This is a genomic window from Micromonospora sp. AMSO31t (genome assembly GCF_008868175.1).
In the GTDB taxonomy this organism is placed as follows: domain Bacteria; phylum Actinomycetota; class Actinomycetes; order Mycobacteriales; family Micromonosporaceae; genus Micromonospora.
Map to the genome: position 1 here is coordinate 21,907 of NZ_WBKT01000033.1, position 23,430 is coordinate 45,336.

27 protein-coding genes are annotated in these 23,430 nt (G+C 75.3%); 15 read left to right on the forward strand and 12 right to left on the reverse strand.

The features are described from left to right. Positions 1–8 precede the first annotated feature (8 nt). From F8274_RS10670 to F8274_RS10685, 4 genes are read left to right on the forward strand one after another with little or no spacing between them, the layout of a single operon-like run. Positions 9–1,484, forward strand: coding sequence for a PfkB family carbohydrate kinase (locus F8274_RS10670; protein ID WP_151462132.1), 1,476 nt, complete (start codon positions 9–11; stop codon positions 1,482–1,484). Beyond that, positions 1,481–2,182: an SDR family oxidoreductase gene (locus tag F8274_RS10675; RefSeq protein ID WP_151462133.1), complete on the forward strand. Its 702-nt coding sequence runs from the start codon at positions 1,481–1,483 to the stop codon at positions 2,180–2,182. Before F8274_RS10670 ends, F8274_RS10675 begins: the two co-directional genes overlap by 4 nt. After that, positions 2,179–3,150 (forward strand): glycosyltransferase family 9 protein, encoded by a 972-nt coding sequence (locus tag F8274_RS10680; RefSeq protein WP_151462134.1) that lies wholly within the window; start codon positions 2,179–2,181, stop codon positions 3,148–3,150. Before F8274_RS10675 ends, F8274_RS10680 begins: the two co-directional genes overlap by 4 nt. Further along, on the forward strand, positions 3,134–4,123 hold the full coding sequence (locus F8274_RS10685) for a DNA topoisomerase IB (RefSeq protein ID WP_151462135.1): 990 nt from the start codon (positions 3,134–3,136) through the stop codon (positions 4,121–4,123). Before F8274_RS10680 ends, F8274_RS10685 begins: the two co-directional genes overlap by 17 nt. A 162-nt stretch (positions 4,124–4,285) precedes the next feature. On the opposite strand, the gene F8274_RS10690 is transcribed toward F8274_RS10685, so the two are convergent. From F8274_RS10690 to F8274_RS32345, 5 genes are all read right to left on the reverse strand, one after another. Then, the gene (locus F8274_RS10690; RefSeq protein WP_151462136.1) at positions 4,286–5,326 is read right to left on the reverse strand and encodes a helix-turn-helix domain-containing protein; all 1,041 of its coding nucleotides are present in this window, start codon (positions 5,324–5,326) and stop codon (positions 4,286–4,288) included. A 124-nt stretch (positions 5,327–5,450) separates the two neighbouring features. Next, positions 5,451–5,954, reverse strand: coding sequence for a hypothetical protein (locus tag F8274_RS10695; RefSeq protein WP_151462137.1), 504 nt, complete (start codon positions 5,952–5,954; stop codon positions 5,451–5,453). A 65-nt stretch (positions 5,955–6,019) separates the two neighbouring features. Further along, complete coding sequence (locus F8274_RS10700; protein WP_151462138.1) at positions 6,020–7,651, reverse strand: ATP-dependent DNA helicase RecQ; 1,632 nt, start codon at positions 7,649–7,651, stop codon at positions 6,020–6,022. Positions 7,652–7,777: 126 nt separating this feature from the next. After that, positions 7,778–8,728 carry a TIGR03557 family F420-dependent LLM class oxidoreductase gene (locus F8274_RS10705; protein ID WP_151462139.1) on the reverse strand — a complete coding sequence of 317 codons (951 nt, stop codon included), beginning with the start codon at positions 8,726–8,728 and terminating at the stop codon, positions 7,778–7,780. Positions 8,729–8,813: 85 nt separating this feature from the next. Beyond that, entirely contained in the window at positions 8,814–8,936 is a 123-nt protein-coding gene (locus tag F8274_RS32345; protein ID WP_255474570.1) for a hypothetical protein, read from the reverse strand. A gap of 135 nt (positions 8,937–9,071) precedes the next feature. On the opposite strand from F8274_RS32345, the gene F8274_RS10710 reads away from it, so the two are divergent. Continuing rightward, positions 9,072–10,574, forward strand: a complete 1,503-nt coding sequence (locus F8274_RS10710) for a glycoside hydrolase family 3 protein (protein WP_151462140.1) — start codon at positions 9,072–9,074, stop codon at positions 10,572–10,574. 32 nt (positions 10,575–10,606) lie between these two features. On the opposite strand, the gene F8274_RS10715 is transcribed toward F8274_RS10710, so the two are convergent. Beyond that, entirely contained in the window at positions 10,607–10,894 is a 288-nt protein-coding gene (locus tag F8274_RS10715) for a GNAT family N-acetyltransferase (RefSeq protein ID WP_151462141.1), read from the reverse strand. Continuing rightward, positions 10,891–12,117, reverse strand: coding sequence for a cysteine desulfurase-like protein (locus F8274_RS10720; protein ID WP_151462142.1), 1,227 nt, complete (start codon positions 12,115–12,117; stop codon positions 10,891–10,893). The genes F8274_RS10715 and F8274_RS10720 overlap by 4 nt, the downstream gene beginning before the upstream one ends. A gap of 74 nt (positions 12,118–12,191) precedes the next feature. On the opposite strand from F8274_RS10720, the gene F8274_RS10725 reads away from it, so the two are divergent. The 7 genes from F8274_RS10725 (at position 12,192) to F8274_RS10755 (ending at position 16,563) form a co-directional block, all read left to right on the forward strand. After that, positions 12,192–12,557, forward strand: coding sequence for a hypothetical protein (locus tag F8274_RS10725; protein ID WP_151462143.1), 366 nt, complete (start codon positions 12,192–12,194; stop codon positions 12,555–12,557). Positions 12,558–12,622: 65 nt separating this feature from the next. Then, positions 12,623–13,444 carry a DUF1206 domain-containing protein gene (locus F8274_RS10730; RefSeq protein ID WP_151462144.1) on the forward strand — a complete coding sequence of 274 codons (822 nt, stop codon included), beginning with the start codon at positions 12,623–12,625 and terminating at the stop codon, positions 13,442–13,444. 76 nt (positions 13,445–13,520) lie between these two features. Continuing rightward, a complete protein-coding gene (locus F8274_RS10735; RefSeq protein WP_151462145.1) occupies positions 13,521–14,717 on the forward strand; it encodes a mechanosensitive ion channel family protein in 1,197 nt (398 codons plus the stop codon). A gap of 311 nt (positions 14,718–15,028) precedes the next feature. After that, the gene (locus F8274_RS10740; RefSeq protein ID WP_151462146.1) at positions 15,029–15,463 is read left to right on the forward strand and encodes a phage holin family protein; all 435 of its coding nucleotides are present in this window, start codon (positions 15,029–15,031) and stop codon (positions 15,461–15,463) included. Then, positions 15,460–15,801 (forward strand): DUF3618 domain-containing protein, encoded by a 342-nt coding sequence (locus tag F8274_RS10745; RefSeq protein ID WP_151462147.1) that lies wholly within the window; start codon positions 15,460–15,462, stop codon positions 15,799–15,801. The genes F8274_RS10740 and F8274_RS10745 overlap by 4 nt, the downstream gene beginning before the upstream one ends. Continuing rightward, positions 15,798–16,070, forward strand: coding sequence for a DUF4235 domain-containing protein (locus tag F8274_RS10750; RefSeq protein WP_151462148.1), 273 nt, complete (start codon positions 15,798–15,800; stop codon positions 16,068–16,070). The genes F8274_RS10745 and F8274_RS10750 overlap by 4 nt, the downstream gene beginning before the upstream one ends. 289 nt (positions 16,071–16,359) lie before the next feature. Then, positions 16,360–16,563, forward strand: coding sequence for a cold-shock protein (locus F8274_RS10755; protein ID WP_091424054.1), 204 nt, complete (start codon positions 16,360–16,362; stop codon positions 16,561–16,563). Positions 16,564–16,655: 92 nt separating this feature from the next. On the opposite strand, the gene F8274_RS10760 is transcribed toward F8274_RS10755, so the two are convergent. Together F8274_RS10760 and F8274_RS10765 are read right to left on the reverse strand one after the other, a co-directional pair. Continuing rightward, positions 16,656–16,853 carry a hypothetical protein gene (locus F8274_RS10760; RefSeq protein ID WP_151462149.1) on the reverse strand — a complete coding sequence of 66 codons (198 nt, stop codon included), beginning with the start codon at positions 16,851–16,853 and terminating at the stop codon, positions 16,656–16,658. Positions 16,854–16,941: 88 nt separating this feature from the next. Next, positions 16,942–17,925: an aldo/keto reductase gene (locus tag F8274_RS10765; protein WP_151462150.1), complete on the reverse strand. Its 984-nt coding sequence runs from the start codon at positions 17,923–17,925 to the stop codon at positions 16,942–16,944. A gap of 84 nt (positions 17,926–18,009) precedes the next feature. On the opposite strand from F8274_RS10765, the gene F8274_RS10770 reads away from it, so the two are divergent. Then, positions 18,010–18,837 carry a trans-aconitate 2-methyltransferase gene (locus tag F8274_RS10770; protein WP_151462151.1) on the forward strand — a complete coding sequence of 276 codons (828 nt, stop codon included), beginning with the start codon at positions 18,010–18,012 and terminating at the stop codon, positions 18,835–18,837. Then, complete coding sequence (locus F8274_RS10775; protein ID WP_151462152.1) at positions 18,834–19,859, forward strand: adenosine deaminase; 1,026 nt, start codon at positions 18,834–18,836, stop codon at positions 19,857–19,859. Before F8274_RS10770 ends, F8274_RS10775 begins: the two co-directional genes overlap by 4 nt. Here F8274_RS10775 and F8274_RS10780 read toward each other — a convergent pair. The 3 genes from F8274_RS10780 to F8274_RS10790 form a co-directional block, all read right to left on the reverse strand. Further along, positions 19,816–20,091, reverse strand: a complete 276-nt coding sequence (locus F8274_RS10780; protein WP_151462153.1) for a hypothetical protein — start codon at positions 20,089–20,091, stop codon at positions 19,816–19,818. The two genes, F8274_RS10775 and F8274_RS10780, sit on opposite strands and share 44 nt — an antisense overlap. 239 nt (positions 20,092–20,330) lie before the next feature. Then, positions 20,331–21,719 (reverse strand): HAMP domain-containing sensor histidine kinase, encoded by a 1,389-nt coding sequence (locus F8274_RS10785; RefSeq protein WP_192579783.1) that lies wholly within the window; start codon positions 21,717–21,719, stop codon positions 20,331–20,333. A 29-nt stretch (positions 21,720–21,748) separates the two neighbouring features. Next, positions 21,749–22,438, reverse strand: coding sequence for a response regulator transcription factor (locus tag F8274_RS10790; RefSeq protein WP_089155714.1), 690 nt, complete (start codon positions 22,436–22,438; stop codon positions 21,749–21,751). A gap of 73 nt (positions 22,439–22,511) precedes the next feature. Between F8274_RS10790 and F8274_RS10795 the strand changes: the two genes are divergently transcribed. Next, positions 22,512–23,430 (forward strand): ADP-ribosylglycohydrolase family protein (locus tag F8274_RS10795; RefSeq protein ID WP_151462154.1); only part of this gene is annotated, 919 nt, incomplete at its 3' end.

Consider the following 23,430-nt stretch of genomic DNA (forward strand, 5'->3'; position numbering starts at 1 on the left):
GGTCGAGCATGACGGGACCCGTGGTGGTGCTCGGTGACACCCTGCTGGACCGGGACGTGGAGGGGGTGGTGAACCGGCTCTGCCCGGACTCCCCGGTGCCGGTGCTCGAGGAGACCACGCACGTCGACCGCCCCGGCGGCGCCGGCCTCGCCGCCGTCTTCGCCGCCGCGCAGGGCGCCGAGGTCGCGCTGGTCACCGCGGTCGCCGACGACGCGGGCGGGGCGCGGCTGGGCACCCTGCTCGCCGCGGCCGGCGTGCAGTTGTACGCGCTGCCGCTGGCCGGGGCCACCCCGGAGAAGATCCGGCTGCGGGCGCGCGGCCGGGTGCTGCTGCGCCACGACCGGGGCGGGCCGGCCGGCGAGCCGGGCGAGCCGAGCGAGGCCGTGCTGCGCCTGCTCGCCACCGCCTCCGCCGTGCTGGTCAGCGACTACGGCCGGGGAGTCGCCCGGCACCCTGCCCTGCGTGCCGCGCTCGCCGCGACCCGGGCGCCGGTGGTCTGGGACCCGCACCCGCGCGGCCCGGCCGCGGTGCCCGGCGTCAGCCTCGCCACGCCGAACGAGTCCGAGGCACGCGAGCTGGCCAAGGCGCCGCCGGGCGCGTCCCGGCTGGTCACCGCGTCCCGGGGCGCGCAGGCGCTGCGCCGGCGCTGGCAGGCCGGCGCGGTGGCGGTGACCCTGGGCGGGGACGGGGCGTTGCTCTGCCACGCCGGCTCCACCCCGCTGGTGGTGCCCGCCCCGGCCGCCGAGGGGGACACCTGCGGCGCGGGCGACCGGTTCGCCGCGGCGGCCACCCTGGCCCTGGCCGGGGGCGCGCTGGTCTCCGAGGCGGTGCAGGAGGCGGTGGCCGAGGCGTCCGCGTACGTGGCCGGCGGGGGAGTGGCCACCGCGCTGCCCGCCCCGGTCCGGGCCGCCGCCCCGGCGGTGGTCGTGGGCGGCGGGGACCGGATCGGCGCCGCCGCGGCCGGCGAGGTGGTGTCCCGGGTACGCGCGGCCGGCGGCACGGTGGTGGCCACCGGTGGCTGTTTCGACCTGCTGCACGCCGGGCACGTGGCGACCCTCCAGGCGGCCCGGCAGCTCGGCGACTGCCTCGTGGTCTGCCTCAACTCCGACGCCAGCGTGGCCGGGCTGAAGGGGCCGGAGCGGCCGGTCGTCCCGCAGGGTGACCGGGGCCGGCTGCTCGCCGCGCTGGGCTGCGTCGACGCCGTCCTGATCTTCGACGAGCCCACCCCGCGCGCGGCGCTGTCCTGGCTGCGCCCGGACATCTGGGTGAAGGGCGGCGACTACGCCAGCGGCGGCGGCGCGGAGACCCTCCCCGAGGCGGAGATCCTCGCCCGCTGGGGCGGGCACACGGTGGTCGTGCCGTACCTCGACGGGCGGTCCACCACCGACATGATCGCGGCGGCCCGGGCCGGGCGCGGCACGGCGGGCTGGCCCGCGGGGGCCGTCCCGGCGGTCGTCAGATCCACGGCGGAGGGAGCGGCATGAGCAGCAGCCCACCCGGGGCGGGTCCCACCGTCCTGGTCACCGGCGGGTCGAGCGGGCTCGGCGGGGCGGTGGTCGCCGCGGTGGCCCGGGCGGGCGGCCGTCCCCTGGTGCTGGACCGGCAGCGGCCCGCCGACGGGGTGCCCTGGGTCGAGTGCGACCTGGCCGACACCCGGGCCGCCGAGGCCGCCACCCGGGACCTCGCGGAACGTTCCGGCGGGCTGGACGCGGTGGTGACCGCGGCCGGCATGGACGTGCCGGGGAAGCTCATCGACGTGCCGGCGGAGACCTGGGAGCGGATCGTCACGGTGGACCTGCTCGCCACCGCCGCGGTCATCCGGGCCGCGCTGCCCTACCTGGAGGCGTCGCGGGGCAACATCGTCACGGTCGCCTCCACGCTCGGGGTGAAGGCGGTCAGCGACGCGACCGCGTACTGCGCGGCGAAGTTCGGGGTGGTCGGCTTCACCCGGGCGCTCGCCGCCGAGCTGGCCGGCGCGGTCGGGGTCACGCTGCTCATTCCCGGCGGCATGCGCACCGCCTTCTTCGACGAGCGGGACGCCCAGTACCGCCCGGGGCCGGACGCGGTCCTCAACGAGCCGGCCGACACCGCCGCCGCGGTCATGTTCGCCCTCGCCCAGCCGGCCGGCTGCGCCGTACGCGAGCTGGTGGTCTGCGCCGAGCAGGAGTCGTCGTACCCGTGATCCTCGTGCTGCGGGCGCTCGGGGTCGGCGACCTGGCCACCGCCGTCCCGGCGCTGCGCGGCCTGCGGGCCGGCTTCCCGGGGCGGGAGCTGGTGCTGGCCGCGCCGGCCTGGCTGGCGCCACTGGCCGAGCTGACCGGGGCGGTCGACCGGGTGCTGCCGACCGCCGGGCTGGCCGACCGGCCGGCGTGGCCCGGCCCGCCGCCCGAAGTGGCGGTCAACCTGCACGGGCGGGGTCCGGCCTCGCACCGGATGCTCACCGCGGCCCGGCCGGGCCGGCTGCTCGCCCACCGCAACACCGAGGCCGGGCACCTGGCCGGGCCGGCCTGGGACGACGAGGAGCACGAGGTGCGGCGCTGGTGCCGGCTGCTGCACTGGTACGGCCTCCCGGCCGACCCCGGCGACCTGGCGCTGCGCCGCCCGGCCGCCGCCGCGGACCCGACCGGCGTCACCGTGCTGCACCCCGGCAGCAAGGTTCCCGCGAAGCGCTGGCCGGCCGGCCGCTTCGCCACGCTGGCCCGGATCCTCACCGCCCGGGGACACCGGGTGGTGCTCACCGGCTCGACCGACGAGCGGGACCTGGCCGCCCGGGTGGCCCGGGACGCGGGGCTGCCCCCGGACGCGGTGCTCGCCGGCCGGACCGGGCTGGCCGAGCTGGCCGCGCTGGTGGCCGACGCCCGGCTGGTGGTCAGCGGGGACACCGGCGTCGCGCACCTGGCCACCGGCTACGGCACCGCCTCGGTGGTGCTCTTCGGGCCGGTGCCGCCGGCGCACTGGGGCCCGCCGCCCGACCGGCCCCGGCACCGGGTGCTCGGGGTCACGCCCCGCGACGGGATCGACCGGGATTGGGCCGGTTCCGGTGGGGTAGGAACCCACCCGACGTTGGCGGCCATCCGGGTCGACGAGGTGGTGGCCGCCGTGGACGAGGCGGAACGGGCGGTGCGGGTCTCCGGTGCGATTGCGGCGTAGTGATCCGGGCAGGCCGGGGTACGGACGCCGGCGGCGCGGCAAGGGCTGGCTCTTCGTCGACGCGAAGGGCGAGGCGGTGCGCGACCCCGACGAGCTGGCCCGGCTGCGCGAGCTCGTCATCCCGCCGGCCTGGCAGGACGTGTGGATCTCGCCGCACGCGAACGGGCACATCCAGGCCACCGGGATCGACGCGGCCGGGCGCAAGCAGTACCTCTACCACCCGAAGTGGCGGGAGAAGCGGGACGAGGCCAAGTTCGACCACGTGCTGCAGGTGGCCCACCGCCTGCCCGGGCTGCGCGACCGGGTGGAGCACGACCTGGCGCTGCGCGGCCTGCGGCGGGAGCGGATCCTGGCCACCGTCGCCCGGCTGCTGGACATGGGCATGTTCCGGGTCGGCAGCGACCAGTACGCCACCGGCGAGGACGCCACCTTCGGCGTCTCCACCCTGCGTCCCGAGCACGCCCGCTCGCGCGGCGGTTGCGTGGTCTTCGAGTTCCCGGCGAAGGGCGGCATCGAGCAGGTCCGCCGGATCGAGGACCCGGAGCTGTGCCGGGTGCTGACCAACCTGCGCCGGCGGCGGCGGGCCGAGGAGCGGCTGTTCGGCTACTGGGACGGCCAGACCTGGCGGGACGTGCGCAGCGACGAGGTCAACGACTACCTGCGCGAGGCCAGCGGCGGCGAGATGACCGCCAAGGACTTCCGCACCTGGCACGCCACCGTGCTGGCCGCCACCGAGCTGGCCACGGTCGGCCCGCAGCGCTCCACGACGGCCCGCCGGCGGGCGGTGGCAACGGTGATGCGCTCGGTCGCCGAGCTGCTCGGCAACACCCCCACCGTGGCCCGGACGTCCTACGTGGACCCGCGGGTGGTCGACCTCTACCACGACGGCGTGCTGGCACCGGTGCAGCCGGACATGCCGCGCGAGGCCGTGGAGAAGGCCGTCCTGGTGCTGCTGGAGGAGGAGGCGGGCTGACCGGCCCCGCCGTCGGTCCTGGGGGGAAGCACGGCAGGGCCGGAAACCGGTGCGGCCCCTCGAAGGGCCACCGGGCGGCCGCCCGCGACGGAACCGCCGCGGGCGCCTCGCCGCGGCCCCCCGATACCAGTGGGCCGCGCCGGTCGCCCGGCCGGCCCGCACTCAGTATGTCCCGCCGGAGTTGACTCCGGACGCCGCCGTGTTGACGATCCGTGCCGGTTCCCGATGGCGCGCCCGGTACGCCTGCGGCGTCTCCGCGTACGCGGCCCGGAACGCCCGGCTGAAGTGGGCCTTGTCCCGGAAGCCCCAGCGGCCGGCGACGAGCTGGATCGGCAGGTCGCCGAGCGCCGGGTCGGCGAGGTCCCGCCGGCACCGCGCCAGCCGCTCGTCCCGGATGTACGCGGCGACCGTGGTCTCCTCGGCCTCGAACAGCCGGTGCAGCGACCGGACCGAGATGTGGTGGGCGTCGGCGATCGACTGCGGGCTCAACGCTGCGTCGCCGAGGTACTGGCGGACGTGCGAACGCACCTGGGCGAGCAGGGCCCGCCGCCGCACCTCGGTGGGCACCGCGTCCTCGGAGACGAGGTGCCGGCCCAGCAGCGTGGACACCAGGTCCAGCCCGACCGCGCCCAGCCGCTCCGCGTCCGCCGCGTGGTACTGCTCGGGGTGGTTGGTGAGCCGGATGAGGTAGTCGGCGAGCAGGGCCCCGATCCCCTCGGTGCCGGACATCCGCCCGGCGAACAGGGGAGCGAGCCGGCGATTGGCCAGCGGCACCGCCCCGTACGGGATGAAGGCCACGATCGATCGGAGGGGCTGGTCCCCGTCCTCGCCGCGGTGGCTCAGCTCCTGCGGGCGGGCGCAGTCGTAGAAGGTGAAGTCGCCGGGGCGGCAGACCCCGCGCTGCCCGTCCTGGCCCGCGATGCCGGTGCCGGCCAGGGTCAGCGCGAGCACGTAGTAGTCCGCGTCGGAGCGCTGGATCAGCTTCCGGGTCCGGATCCCGTCCAGCGAGGGGTAGCGGTGGCGGACGAGCTGCATGGGACCCAGGTCGAGGAACTCCGAGCGGGCCACGAAGTTGTCGGCGTGCTCGGTGCGTACCCGCATGAGCCCGGGCGTGCTGGCGAGCATGTCCAGCCACAGCCCGAAGCGGTCGGCGGCGGGCACCTGCTCCGTGTCGAAGACCTGCCGCTTCAGTTCCGTGTCCATGCCCGACCCCCGTCGATTCGGTGACCCTCCACAAGCAGGACGCCCCACGAGGCCGGGAGTTGGCACTCGTGGGGCGTGACATATCCGTCATTGACGGACGTGGAAGTGTCTGTTAACAGTCCGTTCAGTCGTTGAGCACGTGCGCGAGCCGGTCGCGGAAGCGCCGCTCCGAGTCGCTCACCACGTCGCCGCCGAGGCCCAGGATGCCGCCCGTGGCCGCGGCCCCCACCACCTGCTCGGCGATCTCCACGAGCCAGTGCCGGTAGGCGCCCGCCTGACCCTCGTCGATCCTGCCGGACAGCAGCGCCGACGCCTGCCGGGCCCGGCCCAGCACGTCCTCGATCATCGCCTGCGGATCGTCGGGGCTGAGGACCGGCAGCTCCGCGCCGGCCTCCGGGTCGCCCACCCGGGAGACGACCTCCCCGGCGACGGCGGCCACCAGCGGGCTGGCCGACTCGCGGCCCGCGGCGATCATCTCCAGCCCGGCGGCGTTCTCGGCCATGGTGCGCCGCGTGCCGTCGGACTCGGCCGCGGCCGCCGCCGCGAGGACCGACTGCGGCAGACCGACCAGCAGCCCCCACTCCTCGTCGGAGAAACCGAACCCGGTGTACGCCGGCTGCTCGATCACGATCAAGCCCCTTTCGCCGTGTCGTCGTTGTCGACGGGCGCCGCCACCGCGGCGCCCGGGTCAGGCTAGTCCAGCTCCAGCAGGCCCTGTTCGGACACCACGCGGACGGACAGCGTCTTGTAGCCCACCTCGTCGAAGAGCACCGTCATCCGGTCCTCCTCGTAGCTGAGCACCAGGCCGGCGCCCCACTCCGGGTGGCGCACCTGGCTGTGCACGGGGAACGGCCCCACAGCGCCGTCGGAAGGGACGCTGGTGCCGGCGTGGCAGTTGTCGCAGTGCCCGCAGACCTCGCTCATCTGCTCACCGAAGTACGCCAGCAGCGCCTGCCCCCGGCAGCCGGTGGTCTCCGCGAACGCGCGCATCATGTCGGTCCGGGACCGGGTCACGGTCTGCTGCCGCTCCGCCTCGGCCAGCGCCGCCCGGCCGGACTCGGCGGCCGCCGGGGCGTACCGGGGGGCGGCGATCCGCTGCCGGGTCCGGGGTTCCGCGGCGCCCACCTGCTCCAGCAGGGAGAGGTACTGGCCGAGCTTGCGCGGCCCGAGGCCGGTCAGCTCGCGCAGCTCCTTCTTGGTCCGGGCCTGCTTGCGCAGCACGGCGGCGAGTTCCGCCAGCTCGTTCTCGTCGGGCAGGCCGCCGCTGAAGTAGCGCTGGAGACCGACGTCCTCGGCGCGCCACAGCAGCAGCACCCGGGCGGGCGCGCCGTCCCGGCCGGCCCGGCCGATCTCCTGGAAGTAGCTGTCCGGCGAGTCGGGCAGCGCCATGTGCACCACCCAGGCGATGTTCGGCTTGTCGATGCCCATGCCGAACGCCGAGGTGGCCACCATGATCGGCACCTGGTCGGCGAGGAACGCCTCGTGCAGCTCGTTGCGCGCGCCGGTCGGCATCCCGCCGTGGTAGAACTGCGCCGGGAAGCCGGCGTCGGTGAGGCGCTGGGCCAGTTCCTCGGCCGCCCGCCGGGTCGGCACGTAGATGATGCCGGGCCGCTCGTCGTCGCGGAGCAGCGCGAGCAGCCGCCGCCACCGGTAGTCGTCGGTGGGGCAGTGCGCCACCTCCAGGAAGAGGTTGGGCCGGTCCAGCCCGGACACCACCACCTCGGGGTCGCGCAGCCGCAGCCGGGCCACGATGTCGTCGCGGACCGGCGGGGAGGCGGTGGCGGTCAGCGCCACCACCGGTGGCCGGCCGATGCCCTCGATCAGGTGGCCGAGCGCCAGGTAGTCCGGGCGGAAGTCGTGCCCCCAGGCGGAGATGCAGTGCGCCTCGTCGATCGCCACCAGCGCCGGCTTGAGCGCGCGGACCTCGGCGAGCCGCTCCGGGTTGCTCAGCGCCTCCGGGGTGATGAACAGGAACTCCGCCCGGCCCGCCCGGATCTCCTCGATGGCCTCGGCCTGCTGGGTCGCGGTCTCGTCGGAGCTGATCCGGACCGCCCGCAGCTCGGGCCGCTGCCGCTCGTTGAGCGCGGCGATCTGGTCCTGCTGGAGGGCGAGCAGCGGGGAGATGACCACCGTGGGGCCGGGGATCAGGCTGGCCGGGATCTGGTAGATCGCCGACTTGCCGGCGCCGGTGGGCAGCACCACCAGGGCGTCGCGGCGCTTCATGACCGCCCGCATGGCGGCCAGCTGGTTGGGCCGGAGGGCGGTCCAGCCGAAGAGGCTCTTGGCCGCGCGGCGCAGGGTCGTGGAGTGCGTGGTCAGTCTCATCAGTGGCCGCAGGTACCCCTGGCGATCACCGCCGAAACCGGGCGGGGCGGACCGTCACATCCGCGCCCCCGGGCGGCGAGCCGGAGCCCGGCCGGAGCACCGGCTCACCGCTCCCGGGCGCGGGCCTCAGCGCAGGCGGGGGAGAACCTCGCGCTGGTAGAGGTCGAACAGGCCCTGCCAGTTCGGGCCGGTGTTGGCCACGTAGATCTCGTCGAAGCCGGCCTTGGCGTACTTGTCGATCATCTCCAGGTGGGCGTCGGCGTCCCTGCCGCAGACGAACGCCTCCTTCATCATCTCGGGCTTGACCAGCTGCGCGGCCTGCTCGAAGTGGCGCGGTGAGGGGAGCACCTGGGACAGCTCCCCCGGCACGCCGGCGTTGGGCCACCGCTCGTACGCGATCCGCACGCCCTCGTCCTCGCTGTCGGCGTACGCGGCCTTGAACCCGGCCTGGCAGGGCTTGTCGCCGCCGCCGGAGTCGCGGAAGCGGCGCACCATGTCGGCGTCGGGCATGGTGCTCACGTAGCCGTCGCCGATCCGGGCGGCCAGCTCGATCGACTTCGCCCCGAAGCCCGAGACGTAGATCGGCGGGGGAGTGTCGGGGCGGGTGTAGATCCGGGCGTGCTCCACCGTGTAGTGCTTGCCGTGGTGGTTGACGAAGTCCCCCGTCCACAGCTTGCGGATCACCTCGATCGACTCCTCCAGCATCTCCAGCCGGACGTCGGCCTGCGGCCACGGGTCGCCGAAGATGTGTTCGTTCAGCGCCTCGCCGCTGCCCACCCCGAGCACGAACCGCCCCTCGTGCAGCACCGCGCTGGTGGCCGCGGCCTGGGCGATCACCGCGGGGTGGATGCGGACGGTCGGGCAGGTGACCGCGGTGGTCACCGGCAGCCGGCAGACCTGGCTGAGGGCGCCGATGGTCGACCAGACGAAGGGGCTCTGGCCCTGCGCGTCGACCCAGGGGTGGTAGTGGTCGGAGATCCACAGTGCCTCGAAGCCGGCGCGTTCGGCGCCGCGCGCCTGTTCCAGCAGCTCCGCCGGGGTGTACTCCTCGCTGGACAGAAAGTAGCCGATCTTCATGGTTCCCCCTCGCCGGTCCGCGTGCCGAGCGCACGCACGGACAACGACAGCCCTACCCCGGGGAGACGGGATCCGAACGGGCGGGTCAGCGGCGGAACATCGCCCGGATGGCGATCAGCAGGAACAGGCCGCCGACCACCAGGCCGAGCAGGCGTACGCCGGGGATGTCCGCGGCGCTGGTGGCGTCGGCGAGCAGGGCGGGAGGCATGTTCGCACTCTCCCACGGGCCGCCCGACGGTGCCAGCCGCTAACAGTAAGGATTGTTGACTATTTCGGGACGCGGTGTGACCATGGCAGCACCGCCGGGCGGCGGGCCGTGGGGAAGACGGGGGTACGACAGCGCATGAGTGAGCGGACCGTGGGAGCGACCGGAGACCTGGCGGCCCTGGCGGCCGCCGTCCTGCAACCGGGGTTCGTCGGCACCACACCGCCGCCGTGGGTCTGCCGCTGGCTCGCCGAGGGGCTCGGGTCGGTGGTCCTCTTCGCCCGCAACGTCGTCGACCACGAGCAGGTCGCCGCGCTGACCGCGACCCTGCGCGCCGAGCGGCCCGACGTCATCGTGGCCATCGACGAGGAGGCCGGCGACGTCACCCGGATCGAGTCGGTCCGCGGCAGCTCCCGGCCCGGCAACCTCGCCCTCGGCGCGGTCGACGACCCGGCCCTCACCGAGGAGGTCGCCCGCGACCTGGGCGCCGAGCTGGCCGCGGTCGGCGTCACGCTCAACTACGCGCCGGACGCCGACGTCAACTCCAACCCGGAGAACCCGGTGATCGGGGTCCGCTCGTTCGGCGCCGACCCGGCCCTGGTCGCCCGGCACACCGCCGCCTGGGTCCGCGGCCTGCAGGCCGGCGGCGTCGCGGCCTGCGCCAAGCACTTCCCCGGGCACGGCGACACCCGGGTCGACTCCCACCACGACCTGCCCCGCATCGGCGGCGACCGGGCCCGGCTGGACGCCGTCGAGCTGGCCCCGTTCCGGGCCGCCGTGACGGCCGGGGTGCAGGCGGTGATGACCGGGCACCTGCTGGTGCCCGCGCTGGACCCCGAGCTGCCGGCCACCCTCAGCCCGCGCATCCTGGGCCGCCTGCTCCGCGAGGAGCTGGGCTTCGGCGGGGTGGTGGTCACCGACGCGGTGGAGATGCGGGCCGTCGCCGACCGGTACGGCTTCGCGGGGGCGGCGGTCCGCGCGCTCGCCGCCGGGGCGGACGCGATCTGCGTGGGCGGGGAGCGGGCCACCGAGGCCGACGCCCGCGAGCTGCGGGACGCCGTCGTGGCCGCGGTCGTCGCCGGCGAGCTGCCCGAGGAGCGGCTGGCCGAGGCGGCGAAGCGGGTCGGGCAGCTCGCCGCCTGGACGGTCGCCGCGCGGGCCGGCCGGTCCGGCGCCCGGCCCGGCGACGCCGGCTCGGCGATCGGCCTGGCCGCCGCCCGCCGGGCCCTGCGGGTGGTCACCGCCGCGGGCGGGCTGCTGCCGCTGGCCGGCCCGGCGCACGTGGTGGAGTTCGCCCCGCCCCGCAACATCGCCATCGGCGAGGAGACCCCGTGGGGGATCGCGGCGCCCCTGACCGACCTGGCGCCCGGCACCACGACCGCCCGGTACGCCCGGGACGAGGTCCCCGCCGACCCGGCCGCCGGCGCGGCCGGCCGCCCGCTGGTGCTCGTGGTGCGGGACCTGCACCGGCACGACTGGATGCGGGACGCCGTGTCCCGCGCCCTGGCCGCCCGCCCGGACACGGTGGTGGTCGAGCTGGGCGTGCCCGAGCTGGTCACCGGCGCCGTGCACGTGGCCACCCACGGCGCGACCCGCGCCTCCGCCCGCGCCGCCGCCGAACTGCTCGCCGGCGCCCGCTGAGCCGACCCGACCCCGGCCGGGCCGGCGCCCGGTCAGGGCTCGGGGACCACCAGGTCGGCGTATTCGGGGTGGCGCTGGATGAACTTGGCCATGAACTCGCACTGCGTCACGACGCGGCCGCCGCGCTCGCGGATCTGGTCGAGCGTGCCCCCGATCAGCGCCGAGCCCACCCCCATGTTCTGGTAGCGCTCGTCCACCTGGGTGTGCGTGAAGACCAGCACCTCGCCGCGCGGCACGTACGCGGTGAACCCGGCCAGCGCGTCGTCGACCAGGATCTCGAAGCGGCGCTGCGCGGGGTTCTCCTCGACCAGGAAGCTCACCCGGCCATTCTCTCCCCGGCGGCGGCCAGCCGGTCGAGTTCGGCCAGCAAGCGGTCCACCTCCTCGACCGTGTTGTAGTGGTAGACGCTCGCCCGGACCGCGCCGCCGCTGTCCCGCAGGCCCATCGTCCGGAAGCACTCGTAGGCGTAGTAGTCGCCGGAGGAGAGGCAGACACCGGCCGCGCCCAGCGCCGCCGCGGTGTCCGCCGGGGTCCACCCGGCCACCCGGAACGACACCGTCGGGCAGCGCCGGGCCGGCGAGCCGTGGACGGTGACGAAGGGGCGGGCGGCCAGCCCGGCGAGCAGCCGCTCGAAGACGGCCTCCTCGTGCGCCTGTGCGGCGGCCAGCCCGGCCCGCAGCCGGTCCCGGCGGCCGCCGGTCGCGTCCCCGTCGAGGGTGGCCAGGTGATCCACCGCCGCGACCACCCCGGCCAGCAGCGGGAAGCTCGGGGTGCCGTACTCGAACCGGTCGGGGACCGCGTCGGAGGACGGCAGCAGCTTCGCCGGGCGCAGCGACGCCCAGCGGGCCGGGTCGGCGGCCATCGCGGCCAGGTGCGGCCCGGACCACTTGTAGGCGCTGGTCACCAGGAAGTCCGCGCCGAGCGACGCCAGGTCGGTGGGGCCGTGCGGCACCGCGTGGACCCCGTCCACGCAGACCAGCGCGCCGGCCGCGTGCGCGGTCTTGGCGATCGCCGCCACGTCCGGCACGGTGCCGATCGCGTTGCTGCCGGCGGTCACCGCCACCAGCCGGGTGCGCTCGGTGACCAGGTCGGCGTACTGGCCGGCGGGCAGTTCCCCCGTCGCCGGGTCGAACTCGGCCCAGCGCACCGTCGCCCCGGCGGCCTCGGCCGCCTGCACCCACGGCCGAACGTTGGCGTCGTGGTCCAGCCGGGAGACCACCACCTCGTCGCCCGGGCGCCAGCCCGCGCCGAGGGTCCGGGCCAGGGTGTACGTGAGCGCCGTGGCGCTCGGGCCCAGCACCACGCCGTCCGGCTCCCCGCCGAGCAGGTCGGCCACCGCGGCGCGGGCCGCGGCCACCAGGTCCAGCGACCGCCGACCGGGCACGAACGCGGTGCTCCGGTTGCCGGTGGCGGTGGTCATGGCGGCGGCGACCGCCTCGATCACCGGCCGGGCGGTCTGGGTGCCGCCGGCGCCGTCGAAGTGGGCGAAGCCCTCGGTCAGGGCGGGATAGGCGGCCCGGGTGCGGGCGATGTCGAAGGGCATGCCGGGACCCTAGCCCCCGCCGGGGCGATCACCGGTGGGTGGCGGTGTGGCCGTCGTCTCGTACCCTTGGCGAGGTGACGAACCGACGCGTTTCCCCCTCGCTGACCCCCACCCGCCGGGCCGCCGGCCTGCTGGCCGGCCTTGCGCTCGGCGCCGCGCTGCTGGCCGGTTGCAGTTCGGAGAACGCCTCCACCGACTGCGGCCTGGACGCCTGCACCGTCACCTTCGAGCGTGGCGTCGACGCCAGCGCCACCGTCCTCGGCGTCGAGGCGAAGCTCGTCGGGGCCGAGGGCGACCAGGTCACCGTCGAGGTGGCCGGGGAGCAGCTCTCGCTCACCGTGGGCCAGCAGGCCGCCCAGGCCGGCGGCTTCTCGGTGACCCTCGACAGCGTCACCGACCAGCAGGTCGTCGTCCGGGTGGCCCGCGACCCCAACGGCTGAGCGCCGGGCCGGGCGGCGGCGGCGGCCGACGTTTGGAAATCTTCGCACGGGGAGATTGAGGCGCCATGTCTCTCACCCGGAACGCCGGAGCCACCGCCGCCCAGGCCGCGAACAGCAGGTGGCTCGAACTGTTGACCCGGGCCGGTTTCATCGGCTACGGGATCGTGCACCTCCTCTTCGCCTGGCTGGCCCTTCAGATCGCGTTCGGCAGGTCGGGGGAGGAGGGCAACCAGAACGGCGCGCTGCGCACCCTCGGCGCCCAACCGCTGGGCAAGTTCCTCCTGGTCGCCGTCGCGGTCGGGCTCTTCGCCATGGCGATCTGGCAGGCGTTCGAGGCGGTCATCGGCCACCGCTTCCGGCGCGGCAAGGAGAAGCTCTTCGAGCGGATCGCCTCCGTCGTCCGCGTGATCGTCTTCGTCTGGCTGGGCTGGACCGCCGTCAAGGTCTTTCAGGACGCCAGCAGCAACGCGGCCGACCAGCAGCAGCAGTTCACCGAGAAGCTGATGGCCTCCGAGGGCGGCCGGTGGCTGGTCGGGCTGGCCGGCCTCGTGCTCGCCGCGGTCGGCATCGGCATGGTGATCTACGGGCTGAAGAAGAAGTTCGAGCGCAACCTCAAGACCGGCGAGATGAGCCCGAAGACGCGCACCCTGACCCGCCGCCTCGGCATGGCCGGGTACGCCGCCCGGGGCGCGGTGTTCGCCATCGCCGGCCTGCTCATCGTGACGGCCGCCGTGAAGTACGACCCGGAGAAGGCCCGCGGCCTGGACGCCGCCCTGCGCACCCTCCGCGACCAGTCGTACGGGCCGGTGCTGCTGGCGCTCATGGCGCTCGGCATCGCCGCCTTCGGCGTCTACTGCTTCCTCCAGTCGCGCTACCGCCGGGTGTGATCCTGGTCGATACGCAATAGTCCGGGCACCATTGGGCCTTTGCCCGATTCCGCCCGGCCGGAGGGAGACCGAGAACGTGCAGACCTACCTCGTGACCGCCGTCGCCGCGCTCGCCGCGGCGGCGGTCGCGCTGTTGCTGGTCGAGGTGGTGCACCGGGCCACCCGCCGGCTGGGCCGGCGCTCGCTGCTGATGACCGAGCTGACCGAGCACTCGCACCGCTCGTTCCAGGTGGCCGCGACCGTGCTCGCCGTGCAACTCGCCGTGCGCTTCACCACCCTGTACGCGGTGGGGAGCCCGTGGCGGCAGCTCGTCCTGCACGTCCTGGTGCTCGCCCTGATCGCCGCCGCCGCCTGGCTGGTGGCCTCGCTGCTGGTGGTGGCGGAGGACACCGCGCTGGCCCGGTTCCGGGTGGACGTGCCGAACAACCGGCACGCCCGGCGGGTGCGTACGCAGGTGGTGCTGTTGCGCCGGCTCACCATCGCGGTGATCGTGGTGCTCGCCCTCGGCGTGATGCTGATGACCTTCCCCGCCGTCCGCGGCATCGGCGCCGGCGTGCTGACCAGCGCCGGTGTGGTCGGTGTGGTCGCGGCGCTGGCCGCGCAGAGCCTGCTGGGCAACGTCTTCGCCGGCCTCCAGCTCGCCTTCAGCGACGCCGTGCGCCTCGACGACGTGGTGGTGGTCGAGGGGGAGTGGGGCCGGGTCGAGGAGCTGACCCTCAGCTACGTGGTGGTGCAGATCTGGGACGACCGCCGGCTCATCCTGCCCACCTCCTACTTCACCAGCACCCCGTTCCAGAACTGGACGCGCACCGAGGCGGCGGTGCTCGGCACCGCCGAGTTCGACCTGGACTGGGCCATCCCGGTGCAGGCCATGCGGGAGGAGCTGCGGCGGCTCTGCGAGAGCACCGAGCTGTGGGACGGCCGGGTCTGCGTGCTCCAGGTCACCGACGCCACCGGCGGTATGGTCAAGGTCCGGGCCCTGGTCAGCGCGGCCGACGCCGGCAGCCTGTGGGACCTGCGCTGCCTGGTGCGCGAGCACCTCGTCGCCTGGGTCCGCGACCAGCGCCCGACCGCCCTGCCCCGGCTGCGCGCCGAGGTGGGCGACACCGCGGGCCCGCTGCCCTGGCAGGCGGTGCAGCCGCGCCGGCCGGCCCGCCGGCTGCCCGACACCGAGGTCCCCGACGACGCGCGGGTCTTCGGCGGCAGCGACGACGGCGAGGCCCGCAGCGAGGCGTTCGTCGGCCGGGAGGACCACGCCGACGCCCGCCGCTGATCCCGCACGCCTCCGGAGCCCCCGGCAGCCGCCCCCGCGGCGCCGGGGGCTCCGCGCGTCGGCGCCCGCTCGTGACCTCGGCCCCGGCCCGCCCGTTGCATCTGCCGGATGCCGGTGGAGCCGCGGCCGGTGGGGCCGGCCGCGTTTGATCGGCGCATTCCGGGGGACCTGCTGCGCACGCCCCGGATCCGGCCGCCGCACGGCGGCCGGGCGAGGACATGGTGTGCGGCCGGGTCGACCGGCCGCTCCGCGCAGGATTGACGGGCGGCGACTCCGGGCATACAGCGCGGTGATGATGAAAGGAGGACAGCATGGCTGACGTCGCGAGTCGCAGCGCGTCCCGGACCGGGCAGGAGCCGTCCACCGCCGAACTGGTGCAGCGGGCCACCGAACAGGTCACCCGCCTGGTGCGGGACGAGCTGGCGCTGGCCCGGGCGGAACTGACCCAGAAGGGCAAGCACGCCGGGATCGGGATCGGTCTGTTCGGCGGCGGCGGGGTGATGGCCCTCTACGGTGCCGGCGCGCTGGTCGCCACCGTGATCCTGCTGCTGGATCTGGTCATGCCGGCGTGGCTGGCCGCGCTGATCGTGGCGGTGGCGCTCTTCGTGCTCGCCGGCATCCTGGCGCTGGTCGGCAAGAAGCAGGTCAGCCGTGCCGTCCCGCCGGTGCCGGAGGCGACGGTCCGCAGCGTCCGGGCGGACCTGGACACCGTCACCGCCGCGGTGAAGGACGGGAGGCGGGCATGACCGGCAACGGAACCGGGGACGTGGCGGCGCTCCGGGAGGAGATCCGCCGGACCCGGGTGGAGCTGGGTGAGACGATGGAGCTGCTGGCCGCCAGGGCCGACGTGAAGGCCCTGGTGCGGCACTCCGCCGAGCAGGCGAAGGTGCGGGTGCGCGAGCAGGCGGCGCTGACCGTGGCCCGGGTGCGCGGGCAGGCGGCGGAGAAGGCCCGGCTGGTCCGGGCGCAGGCCTATGAGAAGGGTGGGGCGGTCGGGCGCAACCCGGTGCCGTGGGCGGCCGTCGCGGCCGGCGCCGTGGCCACCGCGGTGGTGCTGCTGATCGTCCGTGGGAGGCGCAGGTGAGCAAGGGCATCGGCAGGGTTGTCTACAAGCCGGTCGGGGTGCTGATGGGTCTGGCCGCCGGCACCGTCGCCGGGGTCATCTTCCGGCAGGTCTGGAAGATGACGGCCGGCGACGGCGAGGCGCCCAGCGCCACCGACGAGGACCGCCGCTGGGGCGAGATCCTCGCCGCCGCGGCGTTGCAGGGTGCCATCTTCGCGGTCGTGCGGGCCGCCGTGGACCGGGGCGGGGCGGTCGGCGTGCGCCGGCTCACCGGTAGCTGGCCCGACTGATTCCATACGCACGAAAGGCCCCTTTCCACCTCGGTGGACAGGGGCCTTTCGCATGGCCTCGACCGGCCCGCCCAGTGGATCTGCGGCCGCCGTCAGGTCACATGTCGGAGAATTTCGTCGGGTAGGCTGTGCGAAGTTTTTGCGTACGTGGTTTGCTGTCTCACGCTGTTGAGAGACGCGTGGGTTGAGAGAAGTCTCCTTCACCGGGGGCCGCCTCAGGCGCCGCTGCTCGAAAACGGCCAATCGGCCGCACGGCGTGCTCGGCCGCCAGTTTTAGAAGGAGATACACATGGCGCAGGGAACCGTGAAGTGGTTCAACGCTGACAAGGGCTTCGGCTTCATCACCGTCGACGGCGGGGGTGCTGACGTGTTCGTCCACTTCTCGGCCATCCAGTCCAGCGGCTACCGCACGCTGGAGGAGAACCAGCGGGTGGAGTTCGAGATCGCCCAGGGTCAGAAGGGTCCGCAGGCCGAGCAGGTCCGCCCCATCTGAGCTGTCGGAGCACCGGCCGCGCCGGCCGGTGCGCAGAAGCCCCGCGTCCCTTCCGGGAGGCGGGGCTTTTCCGCACTGTGGACTCCCGGTGCTCAGCCGCGCCGGCGCCGGGCCCGCATCCCGAACCACAGCGCGACGAGTCCGATGAGGACGAGCACCGGGCCGGCGACCGCCCAGATCCGGTGGTCGGTCAGGACGCTGCCCTCGACGTAGCCCAGGCCGGCCACGGTCCACAGGGCACCGAGCACCACGGCCAGCAGCCCCACGGTGAGCCGGAACCAGCCCCTCATCGTTCCCCCTCCGACGCGCGCCCGGCTCCAGCATGCCCGCGGGCGCCGGCCCGCGATGACGGCGCGCCGACGGGCCGCCGGTCCGGGGTCACCACCGGTCGTGCACCTGCGGCCGGATCAGCTCGTCGTAGGTGGCGCGGACGGCGGCCAGCTCCACCTCGGTCAGCGGCGGCAGGCCGGCCGCGGCGGCGTTGCGCCGGGCCTGCTCGGCGTTGCGGGCGCCCGGGATGACCACGGTGACGCCGGGCTGGTCGAGGATCCAGCGCAGCGCGAACTGGGCCATCGTGCGGCCGTCGCCGACCAGCGGCGCGAGCCGGCGCACGGCGGACAGGCCGAGGTCGTAGTCGACGCCGGAGAAGGTCTCGCCGACGTCGAAGGACTCGCCGTGCCGGTTGAAGGTGCGGTGGTCGTCCGGCGGGAAGGTGGTGTGTTCGTCGTACCGGCCGGAGAGCAGGCCGCTGGCCAGCGGCACCCGGGCGATGATGCCGACCCCGGCCTTCGCGGCCTCGGGCAGCACCCGCTCCAGGGGCTTGTGCCGCACCGCGTTGAGGATGATCTGCACGCTGGCCACACCCGGGCGGGCGATCGCGGTGAGCGCCTGGTCGCTGGTCTCGACGCTGACCCCGTACCCGGCGATCCGCTCCTCGGCGACCAGGGTGTCCAGGGCGTCGAAGACCCGGTCGTCGGCGAAGACCGCGGTGGGCGGGCAGTGCAGCTGCACCAGGTCGAGGGTGTCCACGCCGAGGTTGGCCCGGGACCGGTCGGTCCAGGCCCGGAAGTTGTCCAGGGTGTACGCCTCCGGCACCTGCGGCACCCGCCGGCCCATCTTGGTGGCGACGGTCAGCCCGTGTCCGGGGCGCGCGCGCAGGAACCGGCCGATCAGCTGCTCGCTGCGGCCGTCGCCGTACACGTCGGCGGTGTCCAGGAAGGTGACGCCGGCGTCGACGGCGGCGCCCAGCACGTCGAGGGCCGTGCTCTCGCTGACCTCGCCCCAGTCCGCGCCGAGCTGCCAGGCGCCGAGTCCGATGATGCCGACGTGCCGGCTGAGCCGGTCGAAGCTGCGCTGTTCCACCCGGTCGAGCCTAGTGAGCCGCTTGCCGAGACGCCCGCGGGGCCGTACGGTTCAACAAGACGTACGTACGGTTTGGAGGCTGTCATGTGGGACCCGAGCACCTACCTGCGCTACGGCGACGAACGCTCCCGCCCCTTCCACGACCTGCTGGCCCGGGTACCGGCGGAGCGGCCCCGCGCGGTCGTCGACCTCGGCTGCGGCCCGGGCACCCTGACCACGACCCTCGCCGGCCGCTGGCCGGACAGCCGGATCGCCGGCCTGGACTCCTCCGCCGAGATGATCGCGCGGGCCCGCGCCCTGGGACGGGTCCGCAGCCTGGCCGGGGCCGGCGTCCTGGCCGAACCGGTCTCGTTCTCGGTCGCGGACGTGCGCTCCTGGCGTCCGGAGCCCGACGTCGACGTGGTCGTCTGCAACGCGGTGCTCCAGTGGGTGCCCGGCCATCAGGAACTGCTCACCCGCTGGGCCGCCGCGCTGCCCGCCGGCGCCTGGCTGGCGTTCCAGGTGCCGGGGAACTTCGCCGCCCCCTCGCACCGGGCGCTGCGCGAGGTGGCCGGGCGGGACCGGTGGCGGGACACCCTCGCCCCGCTGCTGCGCGAGGCGCCCGTCGAGGACCCCGTCGACTACGCCGCGCTGCTGGTCGGTGCCGGCTGCGCCGTGGACGCCTGGGAGACTACCTACGTGCACCTGCTCCCGGCCGCCGGCGCCGACCACCCGGTGCTGGCGTGGATGGAGGGTACGGCGCTGCGCCCGGTCCGCGCCGCGCTCGACGCCGCCGGCTGGGCCGACTTCCGCGCCGAGCTGGGGGTACGCCTCGCCGAGGCGTACCCGGTGCGGCAGGGTCAGGTGTACTTCCCGTTCCGCCGGATCTTCGTGGTGGCCCGCACCGGCGCCCGCGCAGAGGAGAACCTGTGACCGACCTGCCCACCTTCATCGCCGGACTGCCCAAGGTGGAGCTGCACGTGCACCACGTCGGCTCCGCCTCGCCCCGGATCGTGGCCGAGCTGGCCGCCCGGCACGAGGGGCGCAGCCCCGTCCCGGCCGACCCGGAGGCGCTCGCCGACTACTTCGCGTTCCGCGACTTCGCCCACTTCATCGAGGTCTACCTGAGCGTGGTGGACCTGATCCGCGACGCCGACGACGTCTGGCTGCTCACCCACGAGGTGGCCCGGGAACTGGCCCGCCAGCAGGTCCGGTACGCCGAGCTGACCGTCACGCCGTACTCCCACGTGCACCGCGGGATCCCGGCGCCGGCATTCTGCGAGGCGATCGAGGACGCCCGCAAGCGGGCCGAGGCCGACTTCGGCATCGCGCTGCGCTGGTGCTTCGACATCCCCGGCGAGGCCGGGCTGCCGGCCGCCGAGCAGACCCTGCGGATCGCCCTCGACGAGCGGCCGGACGGGCTGATCAGCTTCGGCCTGGGCGGCCCCGAGATCGGGGTGCCGCGACCGCAGTTCAAGCCGTACTTCGACGAGGCCCGCGCGGCCGGCCTGCGGTCGGTGCCGCACGCCGGCGAGACCACCGGCCCGGAGACCGTCTGGGACGCGCTGCGGGAGCTGGGCGCCGAGCGCATCGGGCACGGCATCTCCGCCGCCCTCGACCCCGCGCTGCTCGCCCACCTGGCCGAGCGGCGGATCCCGCTGGAGGTGTGCCCCACCTCCAACGTGCGGACCCGGGCGGTGGCGACCGTCGAGGAGCACCCGCTGCCGCAGCTCGTCGAGGCCGGCGTGCTGGTCACCGTCAACTCCGACGACCCGCCGATGTTCGGCACCACGCTCAACGACGAGTACGCGGTGGCCGCCCGGCTGCTGCGCCTCGACCCGGCCGGGGTGGCCGCGCTGGCCCGCGACGCGGTCACCGCGGCGTTCCTGGAGCCGGGGGAGCAGGCCCGGATCAGCGGCGAGATCGACGCGTACCTGGCGGCCGCGACGCGCTGAGCGGACGGGACGGCACCGGCCGCCGGGACACCCGCAGCGGCCGGCGCCGGCCCGCCAGGGCCAGCCCGAACCCGAGCGCGGCGGCCACGGCGACGGCGGCACCGGGCAGGTCGTCGGCGGAGCGGCCGGGGCCGTCCGCGTGCACCGGGTCCTGCCAGGCGGCGAGCGTGAGGGCAACGCCGACGCCGATCACGGCGACCCAGCGGAGCAGGCGGCTGACGGTCGGCGTCATCACGGTCACCTCGCGCCCGGGGTGCGGCTCGACGGGAAGAAAGCGGCGCGCGGCGGGAGCGAGGTGTGGGGGGACCGAACTCCCGCCGCGCGCACTGCTCCGCCGACCGGAGGTGTTACGGGGCGTCCCCGGGCGGCGGAACTGATGGGTTCGGTCCTGATCCTGACAGCCCGTCCGGGCGCCGTGGCCGTCGTTAACCGACTCCTAAGGAAGACTTGCGGCGGCCCACAGCCACCGGCTCAGCGCGGGCGCAGCCAGCGCCGGCCGGCCCGCGGCTCCCGGGCGTCGCGCGCCATCCGGCCGACCAGGCCGAAGCGGTTGACCTGCCGGGGCGTTGCCTCCGGGTCGGCCAGCAGCATCACCACGCTGGCCCCGCCCAGCCGGGCCCGGTCGATGCTCACCGAGCCGTTGGCCTGCAACGCGACCCGCTTGGCGATATCGAGCCCCAGGCCGGTGGAGCCCTGGTCGCTGGCGCCCCGGCGCAGCGCCCGGTCCGGGTCGGTGATTCCCGAGCCCGCGTCGTCGATCCGGATCGCCACCCAGCCGTCCCGCCGGCTCACCGCCACCTCGAAGGCGGTGCCCTGCGGGGTGTAGCGGAAGACGTTGCCGATCACCGCGTCCAGCGCGGCGGCCAGCTCGGCCCGGGGCACCGGCGCCGGGATCCGCAGCTGCGCGCCGACCACCCGGTGCGGCCGGTTCTGGTCCCCGGCGAGGGCCGACCAGAAGACCATCCGGTCCCGGACCACCTCGCTGACGTCGCACGTCGCCGGCCCGGTCTCCTGGCTGACCGCCTTGCGCGTGGTCGTGATCAACTGGTCGACCTCGCCCTCCAGCGTCACGATGGCCTGCCGGATCCGCCGGATGCCCCGGCGGCGGTCCAGCTCCGCCTCGCTGAACGTGCCGATGCTGGTGTCGTCGGACTCCAGCGCCTCGGCGTCCAGGCGCAGCGCGGTCAGCGGCGTCCGCAGCCGGTGCGACAGGTCGGCGACGAGTTCCCGCTCGTCGGCGCGGAGCGCGACCAGCCGTTCCGCCATCCGGTTGAACGCGTGCCCGGCCTCGGCCAGCTCCCGCGGCCCGGTCGGCTCGATCCGGACGCCCAGCTCGCCGTCGCCGACCGCGAGGGCCGCCTTCACCAGCTCGCCGGTCGCGTCGACGGCCCGCGCGGCCACCCGGTCCACCACGATCACCGCGGCGCCGACCAGCGCCAGCGCCACGGCGAGCAGCAGCAGCCACCGCCCGCCGCCGCCGGCGTCGAGCACCTCGTCGGGAACGAAGACCTCCACCACCGCGACCCGGTCGCCGAGCACCACCGGGTCCAGCCGGAGGACGCCGCCGGGCACGTCGGTGACCACCGAGCGCCGCTCGGCGGCGGCCCGGTCCAGCGCCGCCGCGTCGGCGCGGCCCGCGCCCTCGTCGACCCCGATCCCGTGGACGACGGGCCGCAGCGCCGGGTCGTCGCCGCTGGCCGCCACGGCCCGCCGGACGATCTCCGGGTCGGTGCTGACCGCGAGCGCCCCGGTGACCAGCGCGCTGCGCCGGGCCGCGTCGGCCAGCTTCTCCTCCCGCGCCTGGTCGGACAGGGTGATCCCGAGCGGGATGAGGAAGGCGAGCGCGACGAGGCTGCACATGCCGGCCGTGAGCCAGGCCAGCGCGGGCCTCAGTCCGGCGCCACCAGCCGGAAGCCGACCCCCCGCACGGTGCGCAGGTAGCGCGGCTTCGCCGCGGACTCGCCCATTTTGCGGCGGAGCCAGTAGAGGTGCACGTCGATGGTCTGGTCCTCGCCGACCGAGGGCTGCCGCCATACCTCCTCCAAGAGTTCCCGCCGGGACACTACCCGGCCGGGACGTGCGGCGAGATACGCCAGCAGGTCGAATTCCTTGCGGGTCAGGGCCAGGGGCTCGCCGTCCAGCACCGCGCTGCGCTCGCCCACGTCCACCCGCAGGCCGCCGACCGTGTGCACGGCCGGCTGGACGGTACGGCTGGCCCGGCCGGCCCGGCGCAGCACGGTGGTGATCCGGGCGTCCAGGTGGGCGCCCGTGAACGGCTTGACCATGTAGTCGTCGGCGCCCGCGCGGAGCAGCCGGACCACCGACTGCTCGTCGTCCCGGGCGGTCGCGATGATGATCGGCACGTCGGTGATGCCGCGCAGCATCCGCAGCGCGTCGGAGCCGTCCAGGTCGGGCAGGCCGAGGTCGAGCACCACCAGATCGGGGGTCTCGGCGGCCACCCGGCGCAGCGCGTCCAACGCCGTGCCGACGGCGTGCACCGCGTGTCCCCGGTCGGTGAGGGACCGCAGCATCGCACCGCGTACGACGTGGTCGTCTTCGACCAGGAGGACGGTTGCCACGTCAGCACCGTACTCGGCGTGGCAAGTTGATCGCGTTGCGGCGCTCCTGCCAACCGGGCAAGCTGGGACGACGATGACGTTCACTCTCTTCCCCGACACCCGCCTCACGCTGGCGCGCGACTCGCTGGCCGGTCTCTCGGTCGGCGACGCCCTCGGCGCGCGGTTCTTCGTACCGGGCAGCGCGGCCGCCGGGTGGGCCGACGCCCTCCCGCCCGGCCCGTGGCCGTGGAGCGACGACACCGAGATGGCCTGCTCGGTGCTCACCGTGCTGGCCGCGCACGGCCGGGTGGACCGGGACGCCCTCGCGCTCGCCTTCGCGGCGCACTACGATCCGGCCCGCCGTTACGGCGCCGGGGCCGTGGAACTGCTCGAACTGATCCGCGCCGGCACACCCTGGCCGGTCGCCGCCGCGTCCGCGTTCGACGGGCAGGGTTCCTGCGGCAACGGCGCGGCCATGCGGGTGGCCCCGCTCGGCGCCTGGTACGCCGACTCCACCCGGCGGGCCGCCGACCAGGCCCGCGCCTCGGCCGAGGTGACCCACGCCCACCCGGAGGGGATCGCCGGGGCGGTCGCCGTGGCGGTGGCCGCCTCGCTGGCGGCCCGGGCCCGGCTGGACGGGGACCGGCCCGAGCCGGCCCGGCTGCTCACCGTGGTGGCCGGCGCCCTCGACCCGGCCGGTGAGGTGCACCGGGGCGTACGCCGGGCCGCCGCGCTGCTGGGCCACCCGGCCGGCGAGGTCGCCGAGGCGCTGGGCAACGGCTCCCGGGTGACCGCGCAGGACACCGTTCCCTTCACGCTCTGGGTCGCCGCCACCCACCTGCACGACTATCCGGCGGCGATCCGCGCCTGCGTCGAGGCGGGCGGGGACGTGGACACCACGGCGGCGATCGTCGGCGGCGTGGTGGCCGCCCACACCGGCGTCGGCACGCCGGGCGGTGTCCCGGACGGCTGGCTCGCCGCCCGCGAACCCCTCCCGTCCTGGCTCGCCACCA